This window comes from Actinoplanes subglobosus (genome assembly GCF_042650585.1).
Lineage (GTDB): Bacteria > Actinomycetota > Actinomycetes > Mycobacteriales > Micromonosporaceae > Actinoplanes > Actinoplanes subglobosus.
In genome coordinates, this window is the sequence record NZ_JBHSBL010000012.1 from 52,204 (window position 1) to 70,547 (window position 18,344).

The 18,344-nt window shown below is 69.6% G+C and carries 15 protein-coding genes; 5 read left to right on the forward strand and 10 right to left on the reverse strand.

Annotated elements, in window-relative coordinates; translation table 11 throughout:
- Nucleotides 1-64: 64 nt before the first annotated feature.
- Nucleotides 65-1,282 carry an NADP-dependent isocitrate dehydrogenase gene (locus ACFO0C_RS11240; RefSeq protein ID WP_378066532.1) on the reverse strand — a complete coding sequence of 406 codons (1,218 nt, stop codon included), beginning with the start codon at nt 1,280-1,282 and terminating at the stop codon, nt 65-67.
- 232 nt (nt 1,283-1,514) lie between these two features.
- On the opposite strand from ACFO0C_RS11240, the gene ACFO0C_RS11245 reads away from it, so the two are divergent.
- A complete protein-coding gene (locus tag ACFO0C_RS11245; protein ID WP_378066533.1) occupies nt 1,515-2,054 on the forward strand; it encodes a hypothetical protein in 540 nt (179 codons plus the stop codon).
- A 43-nt stretch (nt 2,055-2,097) separates the two neighbouring features.
- On the opposite strand, the gene mdh is transcribed toward ACFO0C_RS11245, so the two are convergent.
- From mdh to ACFO0C_RS11280, 7 genes are all read right to left on the reverse strand, one after another.
- Nucleotides 2,098-3,048 carry a malate dehydrogenase gene (mdh, locus tag ACFO0C_RS11250; protein WP_378066534.1) on the reverse strand — a complete coding sequence of 317 codons (951 nt, stop codon included), beginning with the start codon at nt 3,046-3,048 and terminating at the stop codon, nt 2,098-2,100.
- A gap of 259 nt (nt 3,049-3,307) precedes the next feature.
- On the reverse strand, nt 3,308-4,876 hold the full coding sequence (gene purH / locus ACFO0C_RS11255; RefSeq protein ID WP_378066535.1) for a bifunctional phosphoribosylaminoimidazolecarboxamide formyltransferase/IMP cyclohydrolase: 1,569 nt from the start codon (nt 4,874-4,876) through the stop codon (nt 3,308-3,310).
- Entirely contained in the window at nt 4,873-5,490 is a 618-nt protein-coding gene (purN, locus tag ACFO0C_RS11260; protein ID WP_378066536.1) for a phosphoribosylglycinamide formyltransferase, read from the reverse strand. Before purN ends, purH begins: the two co-directional genes overlap by 4 nt.
- Before the next feature lie 166 nt (nt 5,491-5,656).
- The gene (locus tag ACFO0C_RS11265) at nt 5,657-7,135 is read right to left on the reverse strand and encodes a cell division protein PerM (RefSeq protein WP_378066537.1); all 1,479 of its coding nucleotides are present in this window, start codon (nt 7,133-7,135) and stop codon (nt 5,657-5,659) included.
- Between the two features lie 107 nt (nt 7,136-7,242).
- The gene (gene sucD / locus ACFO0C_RS11270; protein WP_378066538.1) at nt 7,243-8,124 is read right to left on the reverse strand and encodes a succinate--CoA ligase subunit alpha; all 882 of its coding nucleotides are present in this window, start codon (nt 8,122-8,124) and stop codon (nt 7,243-7,245) included.
- 4 nt (nt 8,125-8,128) lie between these two features.
- Nucleotides 8,129-9,307: an ADP-forming succinate--CoA ligase subunit beta gene (sucC, locus tag ACFO0C_RS11275; RefSeq protein ID WP_378066539.1), complete on the reverse strand. Its 1,179-nt coding sequence runs from the start codon at nt 9,305-9,307 to the stop codon at nt 8,129-8,131.
- 568 nt (nt 9,308-9,875) lie between these two features.
- Complete coding sequence (locus tag ACFO0C_RS11280; protein WP_378066540.1) at nt 9,876-10,280, reverse strand: cobalamin B12-binding domain-containing protein; 405 nt, start codon at nt 10,278-10,280, stop codon at nt 9,876-9,878.
- 421 nt (nt 10,281-10,701) lie between these two features.
- Here ACFO0C_RS11280 and ACFO0C_RS11285 point away from each other — a divergent pair, with 421 nt between their 5' ends.
- Entirely contained in the window at nt 10,702-11,436 is a 735-nt protein-coding gene (locus ACFO0C_RS11285) for a M23 family metallopeptidase (RefSeq protein ID WP_378066541.1), read from the forward strand.
- Between the two features lie 230 nt (nt 11,437-11,666).
- Entirely contained in the window at nt 11,667-12,329 is a 663-nt protein-coding gene (locus tag ACFO0C_RS11290; protein ID WP_378066542.1) for a M23 family metallopeptidase, read from the forward strand.
- Here the strand turns inward: ACFO0C_RS11290 and pcrA are convergent.
- Nucleotides 12,326-14,764 carry a DNA helicase PcrA gene (pcrA, locus tag ACFO0C_RS11295; RefSeq protein ID WP_378066543.1) on the reverse strand — a complete coding sequence of 813 codons (2,439 nt, stop codon included), beginning with the start codon at nt 14,762-14,764 and terminating at the stop codon, nt 12,326-12,328. The genes ACFO0C_RS11290 and pcrA overlap by 4 nt on opposite strands.
- A gap of 138 nt (nt 14,765-14,902) precedes the next feature.
- Between pcrA and ACFO0C_RS11300 the strand changes: the two genes are divergently transcribed.
- The gene (locus tag ACFO0C_RS11300) at nt 14,903-16,747 is read left to right on the forward strand and encodes a bifunctional metallophosphatase/5'-nucleotidase (RefSeq protein WP_378066544.1); all 1,845 of its coding nucleotides are present in this window, start codon (nt 14,903-14,905) and stop codon (nt 16,745-16,747) included.
- A 235-nt stretch (nt 16,748-16,982) separates the two neighbouring features.
- On the forward strand, nt 16,983-17,273 hold the full coding sequence (locus tag ACFO0C_RS11305; protein ID WP_378066545.1) for a chorismate mutase: 291 nt from the start codon (nt 16,983-16,985) through the stop codon (nt 17,271-17,273).
- Nucleotides 17,274-17,419: 146 nt separating this feature from the next.
- Here the strand turns inward: ACFO0C_RS11305 and ACFO0C_RS11310 are convergent, their stop codons facing one another.
- Nucleotides 17,420-18,232, reverse strand: a complete 813-nt coding sequence (locus ACFO0C_RS11310; RefSeq protein WP_378066546.1) for a hypothetical protein — start codon at nt 18,230-18,232, stop codon at nt 17,420-17,422.
- Between the last annotated feature and the right edge of the window lie 112 nt (nt 18,233-18,344).

Below are 18,344 nucleotides of genomic sequence, written 5' to 3' on the forward strand. Positions count from 1 at the left end.
GAAGCGGGCGGAAAGCACAAAGCCCGCCGACGACGGCCGGCGGGCTTCGGTGGTGCTGGTCGGATCAGGCGCCGAGCTTGCGCGCCAGGTTCTCGTCGAGCGCGTTCATGAACTCGTCGGTCGACAGCCACGGGGCGTCCCGGCCGATGAGCAGCGCGAGGTCCTTGGTCATCTGACCGCCCTCGACGGTCTCGATGCAGACCCGCTCCAGCTTCTCGGCGAACTCGGTCACCTCGGGGGTGCCGTCGAGCTTGCCGCGGTGCTTGAGGCCACCGGTCCAGGCGAAGATCGAGGCGATCGGGTTGGTGCTGGTCTTCTCGCCCTTCTGCCACTGCCGGTAGTGCCGGGTGACAGTGCCGTGGGCGGCCTCGGCCTCGACGGTCTGACCGTCCGGGGTCATCAGCACCGAGGTCATCAGGCCGAGCGAGCCGAAGCCCTGGGCCACGGTGTCGGACTGCACGTCACCGTCGTAGTTCTTGCAGGCCCAGACGTAGCCGCCCTCCCACTTGAGCGCGGCGGCGACCATGTCGTCGATCAGCCGGTGCTCGTACGTGATACCGGCTTCCTTGAACTTGTCCGCGAACTCGGTCTCGAAGATCTCCGCGAACAGGTCCTTGAAACGCCCGTCGTAGGCCTTCAGGATCGTGTTCTTGGTCGAGAGGTAGACCGGGTAGTTGCGGGCCAGACCGTAACGGAACGAGGCGCGCGCGAAGTCGCGGATCGACTCGTCGTAGTTGTACATCGCCATGCCGACGCCACCGGCCGGGAAGTCCGCGACGTGGAACTCCAGCGGCTCGGAGCCGTCCTCCGGCGTGAAGGTGACGGTCATCTTGCCCTTGCTGGGCGCGACGAAGTCGGTCGCCTTGTACTGGTCGCCGTGCGCGTGACGGCCGATGATGATCGGCTTGGTCCAGCCCGGTACCAGCCTGGGTACGTTCTTCATGATGATCGGCTCACGGAACACGACACCGCCGAGAATGTTGCGGATCGTGCCGTTCGGCGACCGCCACATCTTCTTCAGCCCGAACTCGTCGACCCGCGCCTCGTCCGGCGTGATCGTGGCGCACTTGACGCCCACGCCGTGCCGCTTGATGGCGTTGGCCGAGTCGATCGTGACCTGGTCGTCGGTCTGGTCCCGGTACTGGATCGACAGGTCGTAGTACTCGAGGTTCACGTCGAGATACGGCAGGATCAGCTGCTCACGGATCTGCTTCCAGATGATCCGGGTCATCTCGTCGCCGTCGATCTCCACGACCGGGTTCTTGACCTTGATTTTCGCCATCGGCCGGCGCTCCTCTCCCGAAACACATGCTTAGCAGTACGAGCGTACTGCCCGCCCACCGAAGATCGCCGGGCGGCCTCGCCCTGTCCGACCCCCTCTACCATCCCAGGGAACGCTGCCACAGCGGTACGCCTCTGGACAATCTCCGCGAAACGGCGGCCCGCCGGGACGCCCTCCTCGTGTCGATCGTCACGGGCACCATTTTTCGCAACGACCCCACTAGCATCGTGCGATGATCTCCGATGCCTGGTGGGAGCGGAACCGCACCTGGGCGACATTCCTGCTGATCGCGCTGATGATCGGGCTGTTCTTCACCGGGCGCTTCGCGGCCACCGGGTATGTGGAGATGTTCCGCCTGGTCAGTGACGGCGCACCCACGGTCATGGCGATCGCCGGCTGGTTGCTCTACATCGCCCCGTTCGGCCTGCTGTGGGCGGTCGTCGTGATGGCCGAGCGGGCATCCGCGAAAACCCCGGCCACCCTCTGCCTCGCGCTCCTGCTGCTGCTCGCCCCGATCGACCTCAGCCTGTTCCCCGGCGGGGTCAACTCCTGGCTCGGCGAGACGGTCAGCGGACCCGGCGGCGGCGCCTTCGTGACCGGCATGCGCAACGGCTGCCTGGCCGGCGTCGTCGCCTCGGTCACGATCCCGTTCGTGCTCTTCAACGAGACACTCCGCAACCACTTCGGCGGCCGGACCCTGGCCTACATGCTGATCGCGCCGATCGGCACCTTCGTCGCGGCGACCCTGGTCGCCGCGATCACCCTGGCATGAGAAAAGGCCGGGACCCGACAGGTCCCGGCCTTCACTGTGCGACTCAGAGGTCGGCGACGTCCGCCTGCTTGGCCCGGACCGCCTCGGCGGCCTCCTTCAGGCCGGCCAGCTCGCTGTCGGTGAGCTTGTCCTCGACGACCTTGCGGATGCCGGTGGCGCCCAGCTCGGCCTCGACACCCAGGTAGACGCCGGAGATCCCGTACTCCCCGTCGACCCACGCGCAGACCGGGACGACCTCGCCGGAGTCCTCGGCGACGGCCTTGGCCATGCGGGCCGCGGCAGCCGACGGCGCATAGTACGCCGAACCGGTCTTCAGCAGCGCGACCACCTCGGCGCCACCGTTCCGGGTGCGGACGACGAGCTCCTCGATCTTCTCGGCCGGAAGCAGCTCGGACAGCGGCTTGCCGTCGACCGTGCAACGCGACGGGACCGGAACCATGGTGTCGCCGTGCGAACCCAGGGTCAGCGCCTTCACGCTCTTCACCGGGACGTTGAGCTCCTCGGCGATGAAGTTGGTGAACCGGGCGGTGTCGAGCACACCGGCCTGGCCGAACACCCGGTTCTTCGGGAACTGGGTGGCGAGCTGCGCCAGGGCGGTCATCTCGTCGACCGGGTTGGAGACGATGATGACGACGGCGTTCGGCGCGTACTTCGCGATGTTCTCCGCGACCTGGCGCACGATCTTGGCGTTGACCTCGAGCAGGTCCATCCGGCTCATGCCCGGCTTGCGCGGCAGACCGGCGGTGACGACGACGACGTCCGAACCCTCGATCGCCTCGTAGCCCTCACCGTTCGGACCGGTGGAGACGCCGATGACCTTGGTCTCGAAACCCTCGATCGACCGGGACTGGTTGATGTCGAGCGCGAGACCGGCCGGCTTGCCGTCGATGATGTCGGTGAGAACCACCGTCTCGAAGATGTCGTACTCGGCGAGACGCTGCGCGGTCGTGGACCCGTAGAAACCGGCGCCTACGACGGTTACCTTCTTGCCCATAGCTCTGCACTCCCAGTGTCCGGGCGACTTTTCGCGACCGTATCAGCCGGTTAACGGCCGATTACCAGCCGGTCGGCTGAACGGGAGATAACCCACTGCCGGCGGCGGGCCCCAACGCCCGGGATCTGCCGCCGAGCGGCACGTCCCGCGGGCCGGTCCAGCCCTCGGCGGCCGCGCCCCAGCGCTGCTCCGTGCACCCTCCCGCACGCCGAAGCGGCCGACACCCGATGGGTGCCGACCGCCGATGGGCAACCGTTCGTCAGTGGTAGAAGTGGCGCGTCCCGGTCAGGTAGACGGTCAGGCCGGCCTTGGCCGCCGCCTCGATGACCTGCTCGTCCCGGATCGAGCCGCCCGGCTGCACGACCGCCTTCACACCCGCCGCGATCAGCACCTCCAGCCCGTCCGGGAAGGGGAAGAACGCGTCCGAGGCGGCCACACTGCCCGCGGCGCGCTCGGCACCGGCCCGGTTCACCGCGAGGTGCGCCGAGTCGACCCGGTTGACCTGTCCCATGCCCACGCCGACGGTCGCACCGTCCTTGGCCAGCAGGATCGCGTTGCTCTTCACCCCGCGCACCGCCCGCCACGCGAACACCAGGTCGGCCAGGTCGGCGCCGGTGAGCGCGTCGCCGGTGGCGAGCGTCCAGTTCACCGGGTCGTCACCGGTCGCGTCGACCCGGTCCGCGGTCTGCACCAGCACACCACCGCTGACCTGCTTGATCTCGGCGGCCGGCGGGTTCCATGCGGGAGCGGCGAGCACCCGCAGCTTCTTCTTGCCGCGGAAGATCTCCAGCGCCTCGGCCTGGTAGGACGGGGCCACGATCGCCTCGGTCAGGATGCCGTCGAGCTGCTTGGCCAGCTCCACGGTCACTTCCTGGTTGACCGCGATCACACCGCCGTAGGCCGACAGCGGGTCGCAGGCGTGCGCCTTGCGGTGGGCTTCGGCCACGTCGGCGCCGACCGCGATGCCGCACGGGTTGGCATGCTTGATGATCGCCACGCACGGCTCGGTGAAGTCGTTGGCGCTGCGCCAGGCGGCGTCCGCGTCGACGTAGTTGTTGAACGACAGCTCACCGCCGTGCAGCAGCTCCGCCTGAGCCAGGCCGGCGGGCGCGGCCGGGTCCACGTAGAGGGCGGCCTTCTGGTGCGGGTTCTCCCCGTACCGCAGGGTGTTCTCCAGCCGCAGCGCGAGCCCGTCGAACGCCGGCCACTCCGGGGTGGAGGCGGCCAGCGCCGAGGCGGTCCAGCGGGCCACCGCCACGTCGTATTCCGCGATGTCCGCGAAGGCCTGTGCGGCCAGCGCGCGCCGCTGGGCCAGCGTGAAACCGCCTTCGGCGAGGGCCGAGACGATCAGGGGGTACGCCGAGACGGCTGTGACGACCGCAACGGACGCGTGGTTCTTGGCCGCGGAGCGGACCATGGCCGGGCCACCGATGTCGATCTTCGCGATGCAGTCCTCGACGCCCGCACCCGACGCAACCGTCTCGGTGAACGGGTAGAGGTTGCTGACCAGCAGGTCGAACGGCTCGATGCCCAGGTCGGCGAGCTCCTGGACGTGGCCTTCGAGCCGCAGGTCGGCGAGCAGCCCGGCGTGCACCTTGGGGTGCAGGGTCTTGACCCGGTCGCTGAGGATCTCGGGGAAGCCGGTCAGCTCCTCCACGCGGGTGACCGGCACGCCGGCCTTCTCCACGGTCGACGCGGTCGAGCCGGTGGAGACGATCTGCACACCGGCGGCGTGCAGTGCCTGGGCCAGCTCGACGATGCCGTCCTTGTACCAGACGCTCAGCAGCGCCCGCCTGATCGGACGACGCCCCTCAGTAGAGGTGGTCACGGGATCCGTACCTTCCTGTCCTCGATGGTCCAGCCGTCGCGGACCAGTCTGCCGACGAAGTCGACGAGCTGGGCCCGCTCGGCCACCTTGATGCGCTCGGTGAGCGTCTCCTCCGTGTCGTCGTCGAGCACGGGGACCACGGTCTGCGCGATGATCGGCCCGGTGTCGACACCGGCGTCCACGAAGAAGAGTGTCGCTCCGGCGACCTTCACGCCGTACGCCAGCGCGTCCCGCGGCCCGTGGATGCCGGGGAAGGCGGGGAGCAGCGCGTTGTGCGTGTTGATGTAGCGGTCACCGAACGCGTCGAGGAACTGTTTGCCGACGAGCTTGAGGAAACCGGCTGAGATCACCAGGTCGGGCCGGTGTGCGGCGACGTGCTCGGTCAGTGCGGCGTCCCAGTCGTCACGTGTCGGGTAGGACTTCACCGAATCGACGAATGTGGGAACCCCGGCGGCCGTGGCGTGGCCCAGGCCGGCGATCCCGTCCCGGTCGGCGCCGACGGCGACCACGACGGCCCCGTACGCCGGATCGGCTGTCGCTTCGAGAAGAGCCTGCAGGTTGCTGCCCGATCCGGAGATGAGAACGACCAGGCGGGCGGGCGCGGGGTCAGTCACCTGTGCACCCTATCGTCGGCCCGGCGGACACCCGGCAACCGGGGCGTTTCAGCTCCCGAAGCCCGGAAGACCGAAGCCCGACGGCCGACGGCCGACGGCCGAAGAGCGACGACCGAAGCCCGGAAGGCCGAAGCCAGGAAAGACGGAGGTCGGAGGCGGACCGAGGTCAGCGACGCCGGAAGGCCCGGGTCGCGGAGGCGCCGAGGGAGACCGCGACGGCCACCACGATCGTCGCGACGATGCCGGTCTGCACCGGATCGGGACCGATCTGCGACAGCCGCCCGGAGCCGAGAGCACCACCGGAGGCCCAGGCGAGCGCGGCCAGCACCAGCCCGGCGACCGGCCCGGCCAGCAGGCTCGACGCGACCACGAGCAGCCACGGCGGCTCGGCGTCGGCGACGGCGACCTTGCCTTTGCTCTTGCGGCGGGCGTGCCGCCACGCGCTCTCCCGGCCGAACCGGAGCCGCTGGGTCAGCGTCCACCCGGCCACCGTGCCGGCGATCACCGGCAGGGCCAGCAGCACCGTCCCGGCGGCACCGATCGGGCCCTCCGGCAGGCCGGCGATGAGCGGCACCATCGGGGGCGGGCCGAGCGTGACCTCGGTGAGCCGGACGGCTGTGTCGGTGCCGATCGCGAATCCGGGGCCGAGCAGGTAGGCGGCCACCCAGATCGAGGCGTTCACCGCGTACCCGATGCTGATCAGTGTGATGCCGGCCTGGCCGGCGACACCGGTCCGGTAGTTGGCGATGATCTCGGCGGCCTGGGCGCCGCCGAGCGCGACCGCGAGACCGCCGACGACCGCGCCGGCTCCGACAATCAGGAACGCGGCGACCAGCCCGGTCCGGATGCCGTGGCGCAGCGCCGGTGGCAGCCGGCGGGCGAGGGTGCTGACGGCGCCGGTGCCGCGGAGGGCGCCGAGGAGCGCTCCGGCGAGGCCGAGGGCGAGGAAGTGCGACGCGGCGCGTCCGGTGGAGATCTCGGTGCCGCGGCCGTCGGTGAGTTGGGCCGCCAGGACACCGATCAGCGCGTACGCCGTACCGACCGCGACACCCACCAGGAGCGCCCGTCCGAACGACCCGGATCGCCGGGCACCGATGGCACGGGTGACGTGCAGTCCCGCCCGGTTGAGACGCCAGATGACGAGCACCGTGAGCAGCAGCGGCGCGAGCGCGAGCGGCCCGATCGAGGTGCCGACGGGCACGCCGTGCCCGAGCAGCCATCCGGCCAGCCCGGCGTGCGCGGCGGCGACGAGTCCCCCGGATCCTTCGAGAGTGCGGGCCAGCCCGATGACCGCGGCCACCGGGAGGTAGGTGATCAGCGCCGCCCACGTGGTCGCGAAGAGCGCCGCCACCGGCAGTGGGGCGCCCCCGCCCTGCGGCGGCCGGCGCTGGAGTGGCACCCGGACGGTCTCGCGGCGGCCGAGCATCGCGTCGTCGACGACGACGGTGTCGTGGCGTCCCTCGTCGTCCGGGGCGATGCCGGCGGGGCGGTCACCGGCCGGGATCGCCTCGGTGGGACGGTCCTCGGGTGCCGCGGCGGGTCGCTGCCGATCGATGGCGGCGGTGTCCCGCACCACGGACTGGAGCGCCTCGGCGACCGCGAACGGGTCCTCCGAGCCGCTGGGCCGGTCGGTTGTGCTGGACATCGGCGCCTACTTTTCCATGCCGTGGCCGGTGCGGCGATGCAGAAACGACGGCGCGCCGCCGATCGGGTCGCTCCCCGATCGACGGCGCGCCGTTTCCATGGCCGTGATCAGCTCAAGATGTCGCGCATGAGCTGGGCGGTCTCGGACGGCGTCTTGCCGACCTTGACGCCGGCCGCCTCGAGGGCGACCTTCTTGGCGTCGGCGGTGCCGGCCGAGCCGGAGATGATGGCGCCGGCGTGGCCCATCGTCTTGCCGGGCGGCGCGGTGAAGCCGGCGATGTAGCCGACGACCGGCTTGGTGACGTTGGCCTTGATGAACTCGGCCGCGCGCTCCTCGGCGTCGCCGCCGATCTCGCCGATCATCACGATCGCGTCGGTCTCCGGGTCCTCCTGGAAGGCCTTGAGCGCGTCGATGTGGGTGGTGCCGATGATCGGGTCACCGCCGATGCCGACCGCGGTGGAGAAGCCGAACTCGCGCAGCTCGTACATGAGCTGGTAGGTCAGCGTGCCGCTCTTGCTGACCAGGCCGATCCGCCCCTGCGGGGTGATGTCGGCCGGGATGATGCCGGCGTTGGAGGCGCCGGGCGACGCGATGCCGGGGCAGTTCGGCCCGATGATCCGGGTCTTCTCGCCCTTGGCCACGTTGTACGCCCAGAAGGCAGCCGAGTCCTGCACCGGGACGCCCTCGGTGATCACCACGGCGAGCGGGATCTCGGCGTCGATGGCCTCGACGACCGCGGCCTTGGTGAACGCCGGCGGGACGAAGATGACCGACACGTCGGCGCCGGTCTCCTTGATCGCCTCGGCGACGGTGGCGAAGACCGGCAGCTCGGTGCCGTCGAAGTCCACCTTGGTGCCGGCCTTGCGCGGGTTGACACCGCCTACTACCTGGGTGCCCGCGGCGAGCATCCGCTTGGTGTGCTTGGAGCCCTCACCACCGGTGATGCCCTGGACGATGACCTTGGAGTCCTTGGTGAGCCAGATCGCCATTAGTTCACTTCCCCGCAGCCGCGAGCTCGGCGGCGCGCTGGGCCGCTCCGTCCATCGTGTCCACCCGCTCGACCAGCGGGTTGTTCGCTCCGTCGAGGATGGCACGGCCGGCCTCGGCGTTGTTGCCGTCGAGGCGGACCACGAGCGGCTTGGTGACGGTCTCGCCGCGCTCGGCGAGCAGGGCGAGGGCCTGGATGATGCCGTTGGCCACCGCGTCGCAGGCGGTGATGCCGCCGAAGACGTTCACGAAGACGGACTTCACGGCCGGGTCGCCGAGGACGATCTCCAGGCCGTTCGCCATCACCTGGGCGCTCGCGCCGCCGCCGATGTCGAGGAAGTTGGCCGGCTTGACGCCGCCGTGCGACTCGCCCGCGTACGCCACCACGTCCAGCGTCGACATGACCAGGCCGGCGCCGTTGCCGATGATGCCGACCTCGCCGTCCAGCTTGACGTAGTTGAGGTTCTTGGCCTTGGCGGCCTGCTCCAGCGGGTCGACCGCGGACTTGTCCTCGAGCGCCTCGTGGTCGGGGTGCCGGAAGCCGGCGTTCTCGTCCAGGGTGACCTTGGCGTCGAGCGCCAGCACCCGGCCGTCGCCGACCTTGGCGAGCGGGTTGACCTCGACGAGCGTGGCGTCCTCGGCGACGAACGCCGCCCACAGCTTCACGGCGATGTCGACGACCTGATCGGCGACCTCGGCGGGGAACTTGGCGGCGGTGACGATCTCACGCGCCTTCGCCTCGTCCACGCCCTTGCTCGCGTCGATCGCGATCTTGGCGACCCGGTCCGGGTCCTCCTCGGCGACGGTCTCGATCTCCATACCGCCCGCGACGCTGGCGATGCAGAGGAACGTCCGGTTGGCCCGGTCCAGCAGGTAGGAGAAGTAGTACTCCTCCACGATGTCGGCCGTCTCGGCCAGCATCACCTTGTGGACCGTGTGGCCCTTGATGTCCATGCCCAGGATGTCGGTCGCGCGGGCCTCGGCCTCGTCGGCGCCGTCGGCGAGCTTGACGCCACCGGCCTTGCCACGGCCACCGACCTTGACCTGCGCCTTGACGACGACCTTGCCACCGAGGCGCTCGGCGATCGCCCGGGCCTCCTGCGGGGTCTCGGCGACGCCGCCGCCCAGCACGGGCAGCCCGTGCCGTTCGAACAGGTCGCGCCCCTGATACTCGAACAGGTCCACGTGTCTCCTTTCGCTCGCGACGCCAAGCGCCGGCAAGCCGCACCATTGCGTCCCGACCTGTGTGCGCGGGGCAGCGCGGCGCGCCGCCAGCGTGAGGATCGTCCGGCCTTTCCACCTGTGCGAAATGGCCTTCATCCGCAGACTAGCGACCTGAACGGCCCCGGTGACCGCGCGGGTGCACGGTGTGCAAGACCACACACTGGAGTGACGAAAGAGCAGCTCCGGGGCGGTCGATGCCACCGCGCACAGTGTGCACACAGAGAACTCACTTCAGCGGTGACCGGCGATGTGGTGGCGCATCTCGCTCGCGGCGGCGTCCCTGCGGGGCCGTTCCCGGAAAAAGTCACGCGGGCGCGCGTAACCGGCCCGGCAGGGGGTCGTTGAGTGTGATGTCGAAGCGCTGCGGCGCTCGCAAGGAAGACGGCCGATGCCCTGTCGGTCGAGGGGTGGCGGCGGGGCATCGCGCATAGAGGGGCCGGACGTGTGAGGGGTGCGTCCGGCCTCTCCCCTTGCGCGGGCCGGGGTCGGCGCAGGTCGAGGCCGGTCCGGATGGAAAGCCTCTCGCGAATCAGGCGACCGGTGCCGCCACATTGGCGCGTACCCATTCGACGATGGATTCGAGTGACGCACCCGGCGTGAATAGCCCGGCTACCCCGAGTGATTGCAATTCGGTGATGTCGTCGTCCGGAATGATGCCGCCGCCGAATACGACGATGTCCGAGGCGTCACGCTCCGCCAACAGTTCCAGCACTCTCCGGAAGAGTGTCATGTGCGCCCCGGAGAGAACCGACAGGCCGATGCCGTCGGCATCCTCCTGAATCGCGGTCTCGACGATCTGCTCGGGCGTCTGGTGCAGCCCGGTGTAGATCACCTCCATGCCGGCGTCGCGCAGCGCCCGCGCGATCACCTTGGCCCCGCGGTCATGCCCGTCCAGCCCAGGCTTGGCGACGACGACCCTGATCCGTGCTTGCATGCTGACCCTCCGGGCTCTCCGACCCCGGTGCCGGCCGCTGCGCGCGGGCCACCCTCCGCGGTCACCTTAACGAACGGTAACCCGCCACGCCGGACCTCGGTAGCCGCAGACGGGAGTCGGCCCCCGAACCGAATTGTTCTCTGGGTCACATTACTGAGCGTTTCCGGCGCCATTACAGAGTGTCGCCGCATCGGGTATCCGGAAAGCCCATCAATTCGGACAATAGCTGATCAATACTGACCAGGAACTGTCACGAAATTGGCGCTGCGACTTGTGACCCGGCTGCCGTTTCGTTACCGTGGCCACGGCTGTCGCACAGGTTCCCCCCACAACGACAGTCCGGCGGACCACTGTTCAACCCAATTTCCCGGGGTTCGAACTGCGGATCTGTCGCCGCAATGCCACTGACGGAGGATCCTTCGTGCGCCAGCGCTTGTCGTCTGAGCCCGATCGTTATCGCGGTCGGCGCCGAGTGCCGACACCTCCGCGCAGCCGTTACGCCGTTGTCGTCACCTCCGCCTTCGTCGGAGCCGGTGTGGTCGCGCTGGGCGCGGCCTCCAACCTCCCGGACAACAAGGCAGTCGACCCCGACGTCCTGTCGAGCTTGTCCAAGGGTTCGTCGATCACCACCGACGCCCTGGAGAACCGTGACAGCAACGCCGCCTCGCGCGGTGAGAACCGCGAGGCCAACACCCCGCTCAGCGCCGAGGACGCGGCACAGGACGTCTACCTCCTGCCCCTCGACGACTACGACTTCACCTCGGCCTACGGGGTCCGGTTCGGCAAGCTGCACGCCGGCATCGACCTGGCCGCCCCGGACGGGACGCCCTACAAGGCGGTGCACGGCGGTACGGTGACGGCCGCGGGTTACGCCGGCGGCTACGGCTACTCGATCACCATCCGGCAGGACGACGGCACCGAGATGATCTACGCCCACTCCCGGCGCACGCTGGTGAACAAGGGTGATGTGGTCAAGGCCGGTCAGGTCATCGGCGAGGTCGGCAACACCGGGTACTCCTACGGCACCCACCTCCACCTCGAGGTGCACGTCAACGGCACGCCGGTCGACCCGATCACCTTCCTCGAGGAGCGCGGCGTCAGCATCAAGCTCCAGATGGAGTCGGTGTACGCGGCGCTGGACGCCGCCGCCTCCTGATACCTGTCCTACCCAGTTGCAGCCCGGTTGAACTCCGGCGGTAGCCATAAGTGCCCACGACTTCCCGGCCGACAGGTACGTGACAGCACGACGTCACGACAGTCGGGGGCAGTGTGGGGCAGCATTCGGGATCCGGCCGAGGTGGACGACACCGGCAGGAGAACCTGCACCGGCACCGCGCCCCCGCCTTTCCCGCGCTCTTCGCCACCCGTGGCCGTACCGCCCTGTCGGTGACCGCCTTGAGTGCCACCCTGGCCGCCGGGATCGGCGCCGCGGGCATGGCCGCCTCCGCATCCCCCGCCGGTGACCGGGCCACCGGCCTGCCCACGGCCGCGCACGGGCCGGGAACCCTGCCGATCGTGCCGCCACCCGGCGACGAGGCGCCCGGCAAGACCCATCCCCGGTGGGCCCCGGTCACGCCGGACGCCGAGCCCAACGCCGTCCCCGCACGCCGCAAGACCCGGCCGGTCCCCCGGGCCCAGTGGACGCATCCGAACCCGTCGGCCCAGGTCACGTCCTGTTTCGGGCAGCGCTGGGGGCGCCTGCACGCCGGGGTCGACCTGGCCGCGCCGCACGGCACGGCGATCGTCGCGGCCGGAGCCGGGGTGGTCGTCGCGGCCGGGCCGAACAGCGGGTACGGCAACGCGATCCTGATCGACCACGGCGACCGCTGGCTCACCCATTACGGGCACCTGTCAACGATCGGCGTCGAGGTCGGCCAGCGGGTCGAAGCCGGCGAGCACATCGGCGACGAGGGCTCGACCGGGCACTCGACCGGCCCCCACCTGCACTTCGAGGTGCATCAGGGGCATTTCCCGAACCCGGTCGAGCCGACCGCGTGGATGCGCGAGCACGGGGTGGAGATCCCCGGCTGCACCGGCCCGGAGAGCTAGAGCTTCTCGATCGGGGCGTGCCTCAGGATCAGCCACATCACCTGGTCACCGAAGTCGATCTGGACCCGGGTGCCCGGGCCCTGCCCCTCCACCGCCAGGACGCGGCCCAGGCCGTACCTCTGATGGTTGACCCTGTCTCCGGGATCGACCTTCGGTGCCTGCTTCAGATCGCTCGCGGTGGCCAGCTTGCTGGCGTCGATGCCGAGCCGTTCGGCGATGCGCTGCGCTTTCGGTGTGTTGCCGGAGAAACCGCCGCCACGCTGGCGGTCGCCGGCGCCGTAACCGCCGCCGCGGCCGCCCACTCCGCCACCGGTGCCGGACCATGACGTGTACGACCCACCGGTCCGCTCCCAGCGCACCAGCTCGGCCGGCAACTCGTCGGTGAACCGTGAGGGCGGGTTGTACTGCGGCTGGCCCCACGCCGACCGGGTCACGGCCCGGGACAGGTAGAGCCGCTGCCGGGCCCGGGTGATCCCCACGTACGCCAGGCGGCGCTCCTCCTCCAGCTCGGAGTTGTCGCCGAGCGCCCGCATGTGCGGGAACACGCCGTCCTCCAGGCCGGTCAGGAACACGACCGGGAACTCCAGGCCCTTCGCCGTGTGCAGGGTCATCAGCGTGACCACGCCCTGGTGGTCGGGGTCGTCGTCGGGGATCTGGTCGGCGTCGGCGACCAGCGCCACCTGCTCCAGGAACCCGGCGAGGGTGGCGACCTGCTCCTGCTCCTCGTCGGCCAGCGACTCGACGCGCTCGGTGTACTCCCGGGCGACGCTGACCAACTCCTGCAGGTTCTCCACGCGGCCCTGGTCCTGCGGGTCGAGGCTCTCCTCCAGCTCGCTGAGCAGGCCGGACCGCTGGAGCACCGCCTCCAGCACCTCCTCCGGCGGGGCGGTCAGCGTGAGCGCCCGCAGGTCGTCGAGGAGCTGCACGAAGTCGTTGATGCTGTTGACCGCCCGGGTGGAGATGCCCGGCGCGTCCTTGGCCCGCCGCAGCGCCTGGCCGAACGAGACCCGGTCGCGGGACGACAGCGCCTCGATGCATGCCTCGGCCCGGTCGCCGATGCCCCGTTTCGGCGTGTTCAGCACCCGCCGGATGCTGACGGTGTCGTCGTCGTTGACGATCGCCCGCAGGTAGCCGAGCGCGTCGCGGACCTCCTTGCGCTCGTAGAAGCGCACCCCGCCGACCACCTTGTAGGGCAGGCCGACCCGGATGAACACCTCCTCGAACACCCGGGACTGCGCGTTGGTGCGGTAGAACACGGCCACGTCGCCGGGACGGGCGTCGTCGTTGTCGGTGAGCCGGTCGATCTCGCGGGCCACCCAGTCGGCCTCGGAGTGCTCGGTGTCGGCCACGTAGCCGACGATCTGCTCGCCCTGGCCCTGGTCGCTCCAGAGCCGCTTGGGCTTGCGCGACGTGTTCCGGTCGATCACCGCGTTGGCCGCGGTCAGGATGGTCTGGGTGGACCGGTAGTTCTGCTCCAGCAGGATGGTCCGCGCATCGGGGTAGTCGCGCTCGAACTCCAGGATGTTGCGGATGGTCGCGCCCCGGAAGGCGTAGATCGACTGGTCGGCGTCACCCACGACGCACAGCTCCGACGGTGGCACCTCGGCCGCCTCGTCGGTGCCGACCAGCTCACGGATCAGCGTGTACTGCGCGTGGTTGGTGTCCTGGTACTCGTCGACCATGACGTGCCGGAACCGTCGCCGGTACGCCTCGGCGAGATGCGGATGCGACTGGAACAGGTGCACCACGGTCATGATGATGTCGTCGAAGTCCAGCGCGTGCGCCTCGCGCAGCCGCCGCTGATACAGCTCGTACGCCTCGGCGACGGCCCGCTCGTTGGGCCCCTTCGCGTTCGCCTTGAACTCGTCCGGCTGGATCAGCTCGTTCTTCAGGTTCGACACCTGGGCGGCCAGGCCCCGTGCGGTGTACCGCTTCGGGTCCAGGTCGAGCTCGCGGGAGACCAGCGTCATCAGGCGGCGCGAGTCGTCGGCGTCGTAGATGGAGAACGTGCTCTTCAGCCCGGCGTGCTCGTGCTCGGCACGCAGGATGCGCACGCACGCCGAGTGGAAGGTCGACACCCACATCATCCGGGCGCGCGGCCCGACCAGTTGGGCGACCCGCTCCTTCATCTCACCGGCGGCCTTGTTGGTGAACGTGATCGCCATGATCTCGCCGGGATGGACGTGGCGCTCGGCCAGCAGGTAGGCGATCCGGTGGGTCAGCACCCGGGTCTTGCCCGAACCGGCGCCGGCCACGATGAGCAGCGGCGACCCGGAGTGGGTCACCGCATCCCGCTGAGGACCGTTCAGGCCGGTCAGCAGTGCTTCCGGATCGAGCCGGGGCGACGCCGGCCGTGGCGCCGGCCGGGCCGTCTCCGGAGTCCGCACCGCGGGCAGGGGGAACAGGGCGTCGGAAGGTTCTGAGGAAGGTCGCATCGCGGGAGACAGTGTATGCCGCACCCCCGACACGAATTCGTCACCGACCGGCCTCCCCATCAGCGGTGAACTATGAATCCGACACCTTAGGCTGACCCGGTTGGTGAAAAAGTCTCTCCGATCGGGGGATCGAATCCCATGCCGCTTCCGAAGCGCCGGCACCTGGCCGCGCCGATAGCCCTTCTGGCCGCCGCAGGCCTGATCACCACGGCCGCACCCGCGCAGACCGCGTCGGCCGCGCCACCACCCGAGTTCGCCCCGGTTTCCGCGTCGTACGGCGCACCCAAGGGCACGACCGTGAAGGGCCAGTTCCTCAGCTACAACGACTTCCACGGGGCCATCGACCCGCCCACCGGCAGTGGCGCGGTGGTCAACGCCGGCGGCACCAGCACCCCGGCCGGCGGCGTGGAGTACCTCGCCACCTACCTGAAGAAACTGCGCGCCGAGGCACAGGCCGAGGGCCGCCAGACGATCACCGCCGGGGCCGGCGACCTGATCGGCGGGACTCCGCTGGTCAGCGCCGCCTTCCACGACGAGCCGACGATCGAGCTGATGAACCAGGTCGGCCTGCAGGTGAGCTCGGTCGGCAACCACGAGTTCGACGAGGGCGTCAACGAGCTGATCCGGATCCAGCGCGGTGGCTGCCACCCGGTCGACGGATGCCAGGACGGCGACCCGTACCGGGGCGCGAAGTTCACCTATCTGGCCGCCAACACGATCAGCAAGAAGACCAAGCTGCCGATCCTGCCGCCGATCGACATCCGGTACGTGAACGGCGTACCGGTCGGGTTCATCGGCATGACGCTGGAGGGCACGCCGGGCATCGTCAACCCGGCCGGCATCAAGGACGTGACCTTCACCGACGAGGTGGAGACGGCCAACAAGTGGAGCTCCGTGCTGAAGCTCTTCGGGGTGAAGGCGCAGGTGCTGCTCCTGCACGAGGGCGGCTCGCAGGGTTCGGCGACGCCGACGCCCGGCGTGTCGGACTGCACCGGTTTCTCCGGGCCGCTGGTGCCGATCGTGGCCGGTCTCAAACCCGAGATCAGCGTGGTCATCTCCGGGCACACGCACCGCTTCTACTCGTGCAAGCTGCCGAACAGCAAGGGTGTCGACACCGTCGTCACCAGCGCCGGCAGCAACGGGCAGCTGATCACCGACATCGACTACACACTGGACAAGCGGACCGGGAAGTTCACCGAGATCACCGCGAAGAACGTGATCGTGGAGAACGGGGTGCCGGACGGACTCGGTGGCTGGAAGCGGGACGCCGCCGGGGCGTACCTGAAGAACCCCGACACCGTCGACGCGGCCGCCAAGAAGGTCGCCGACAAGTACCGCACCGCCGTCGCCCCGATCGCGAACAAGCTGGTCGGCAGCATCAGTGGAGACATCGTCCGTACCGTGACGCCGGCCGGTGAGAGCCCGCTCGGTGACGTGATCGCCGACGCTCAGCTCGCCTACACCCGGTCGTCCGCCGGGGCGCAGATCGCCCTGATGAACCCGGGTGGCATCCGAGCCGACCTGGACGCCGACCAGTCCAGCGGCGGGGAGGCCTACGGCCAGGTGACGTACGGCGAGGCGTTCACCGTCCAGCCGTTCAACAACCTGGTCGTCACCCAGAGCTTCACCGGCGCCGAGCTCAAGGAGGTGCTGGAGCAGCAGTTCGTCGGCTTCGCGGGCCAGACCACCCAGCGGATCCTGCAGGTGTCGGCCGGTCTGACCTACACGTGGAGCGCCTCGGCCGCGCCGGGTTCGAAGGTCGGCAACCTGTCGCTGAACGGCACGCCGATCGACCCGGCCGCGAACTACCTGGTGACCACGAACGACTTCCTGGCCAACGGCGGTGACGGGTTCACCAACCTCAACCAGGGCCCGGACGGCCGGGTCACCGCGCCGGGCTTCGACGTGGACGCGCTCGTGGCGCACCTGGCCACCGGCCCGATCGCCGCGGGGCCGGCGAACCGCATTTCGACGACCTCCTGATCAGCGCAAACTTTCGTCCCAACACTCGGGCGGTTTCCTTGCGGGACCGTCCGAGCCAGGGGCATACTCGGCTCGTGATCCAGCAGGCGCGATTTTTTACCTATGGCACCGGACGCCCGGCAGCCGTAGGTCGCTCCTGAACCCCAGACCTACATCAAGCCCCGGGCCTCCCAGCCCGGGGCTTGATGCTGTCCGGGCCGGCGTGGCCGGGACTCCAGCACCCGAGGAGCAGGACATGACCGCCGACGTGATGGACCAGACCACCGGCGCGGGCGAGGACGAGGCCGCCGCGAAGATCCTCGCCATCCGCGAGCGCATCAACGAGATCGACAAAACGATCATCGAGCTGTGGCAGGAGAGGGCCTCCCTCTCCCAGGAGGTCGGCAAGACCCGGATGGCCAGCGGCGGAACCCGCCTCGTGCTGGCCCGGGAGCGGGAGATCATCGAGCACTTCCGTGAGGCGCTGGGGCCGGACGGCACCCAGGTCGCGATGCTGCTGCTGCGTTCGGGCCGCGGCCCGCTCTGAGCTTGCGGAAAGACTGCGGCCGGGCCCCCATGAGGGCCCGGCCGCAGCAAGCAACCACCGTTTAGGTGTGCACTCACAGAAGCGGCGTCAGGCCGTCATTGCCGGCCGACGCCACATCCTGTGACTTCAAAGCAAGTAGTACCTCCTTACCGGCCGTTCCCGCCGCCACGGCTGCCGCCGTGGTTGCCGCCGCCGAAGCTGCCACCGTGGTTACCGCCGCCGAAGCTGCCGCCGTGGTTGCCGCCACCGTTGCCGCCGCCGTGGTTGCCACCACCGTTGCCGCCGCCGTGGTTGCCGCCACCGAAGCCACCACCACGGCCGCCGCCGAAGCCGCCACCGTGGTTACCGCCGCCGAAGCTGCCGCCACGGCCGCCGCCGTACCAGCCGCCGCCGTTACCGCCGTGGCCCCAGCCACCGCCGTGGCCCCAGCGGTAGCCCCAGCCCTGGCCACGGTTACCGAAACGCCACCAGTGGTTGAAGTTGCCCACCCGGTAGCCGAACGGGCTGATCCCGACCGGGCTGGCGACCCAGGCACGCCACTGCGGCCCGTACGCCAGGAAGCTGTCGCCGGCGAAGCGGAACGACTGGGTGGTGTAGTAGCTCTGGAAGCCGGCCGCGCCCCAGTTGCAGTCGTCCGGGTCGACCGCGAGGGCGTACGTGCCCACGCGAACCCCGACGACCCCGACCGGAACGACCGAGACGGTGTTGCAGCTGTAGGCCGAGGTGGCCCAGAAGCTACGGCGGACGCCGAAGACGGCCGCCTGGTTGCAGCCGGAACGCGTGCCGTAGTACCCGACGACGGTGGTGCCGTACGGGATGTACTGCTGGACCGCGGTCTTCTCCGGCTTGGCCACCGAAGTGGTGGTGCTGCCGGAGGCCAGCGCCGGCGCCGTCACGACAGTGGCACCGGCAAGCAGGCCGAGCCCGGCCATCGTCACCGAACGCATAGTCCTGTTCATGCTGTTTACCGTTTTCCTCTCAGGTAGGTAACTCGGTAAACAGACGGTGCCATATCGGACTAACGTGTCAAAGGCCTTGAAGTAGCGTTTTCAGTCAGCAAATTCTGCCCTG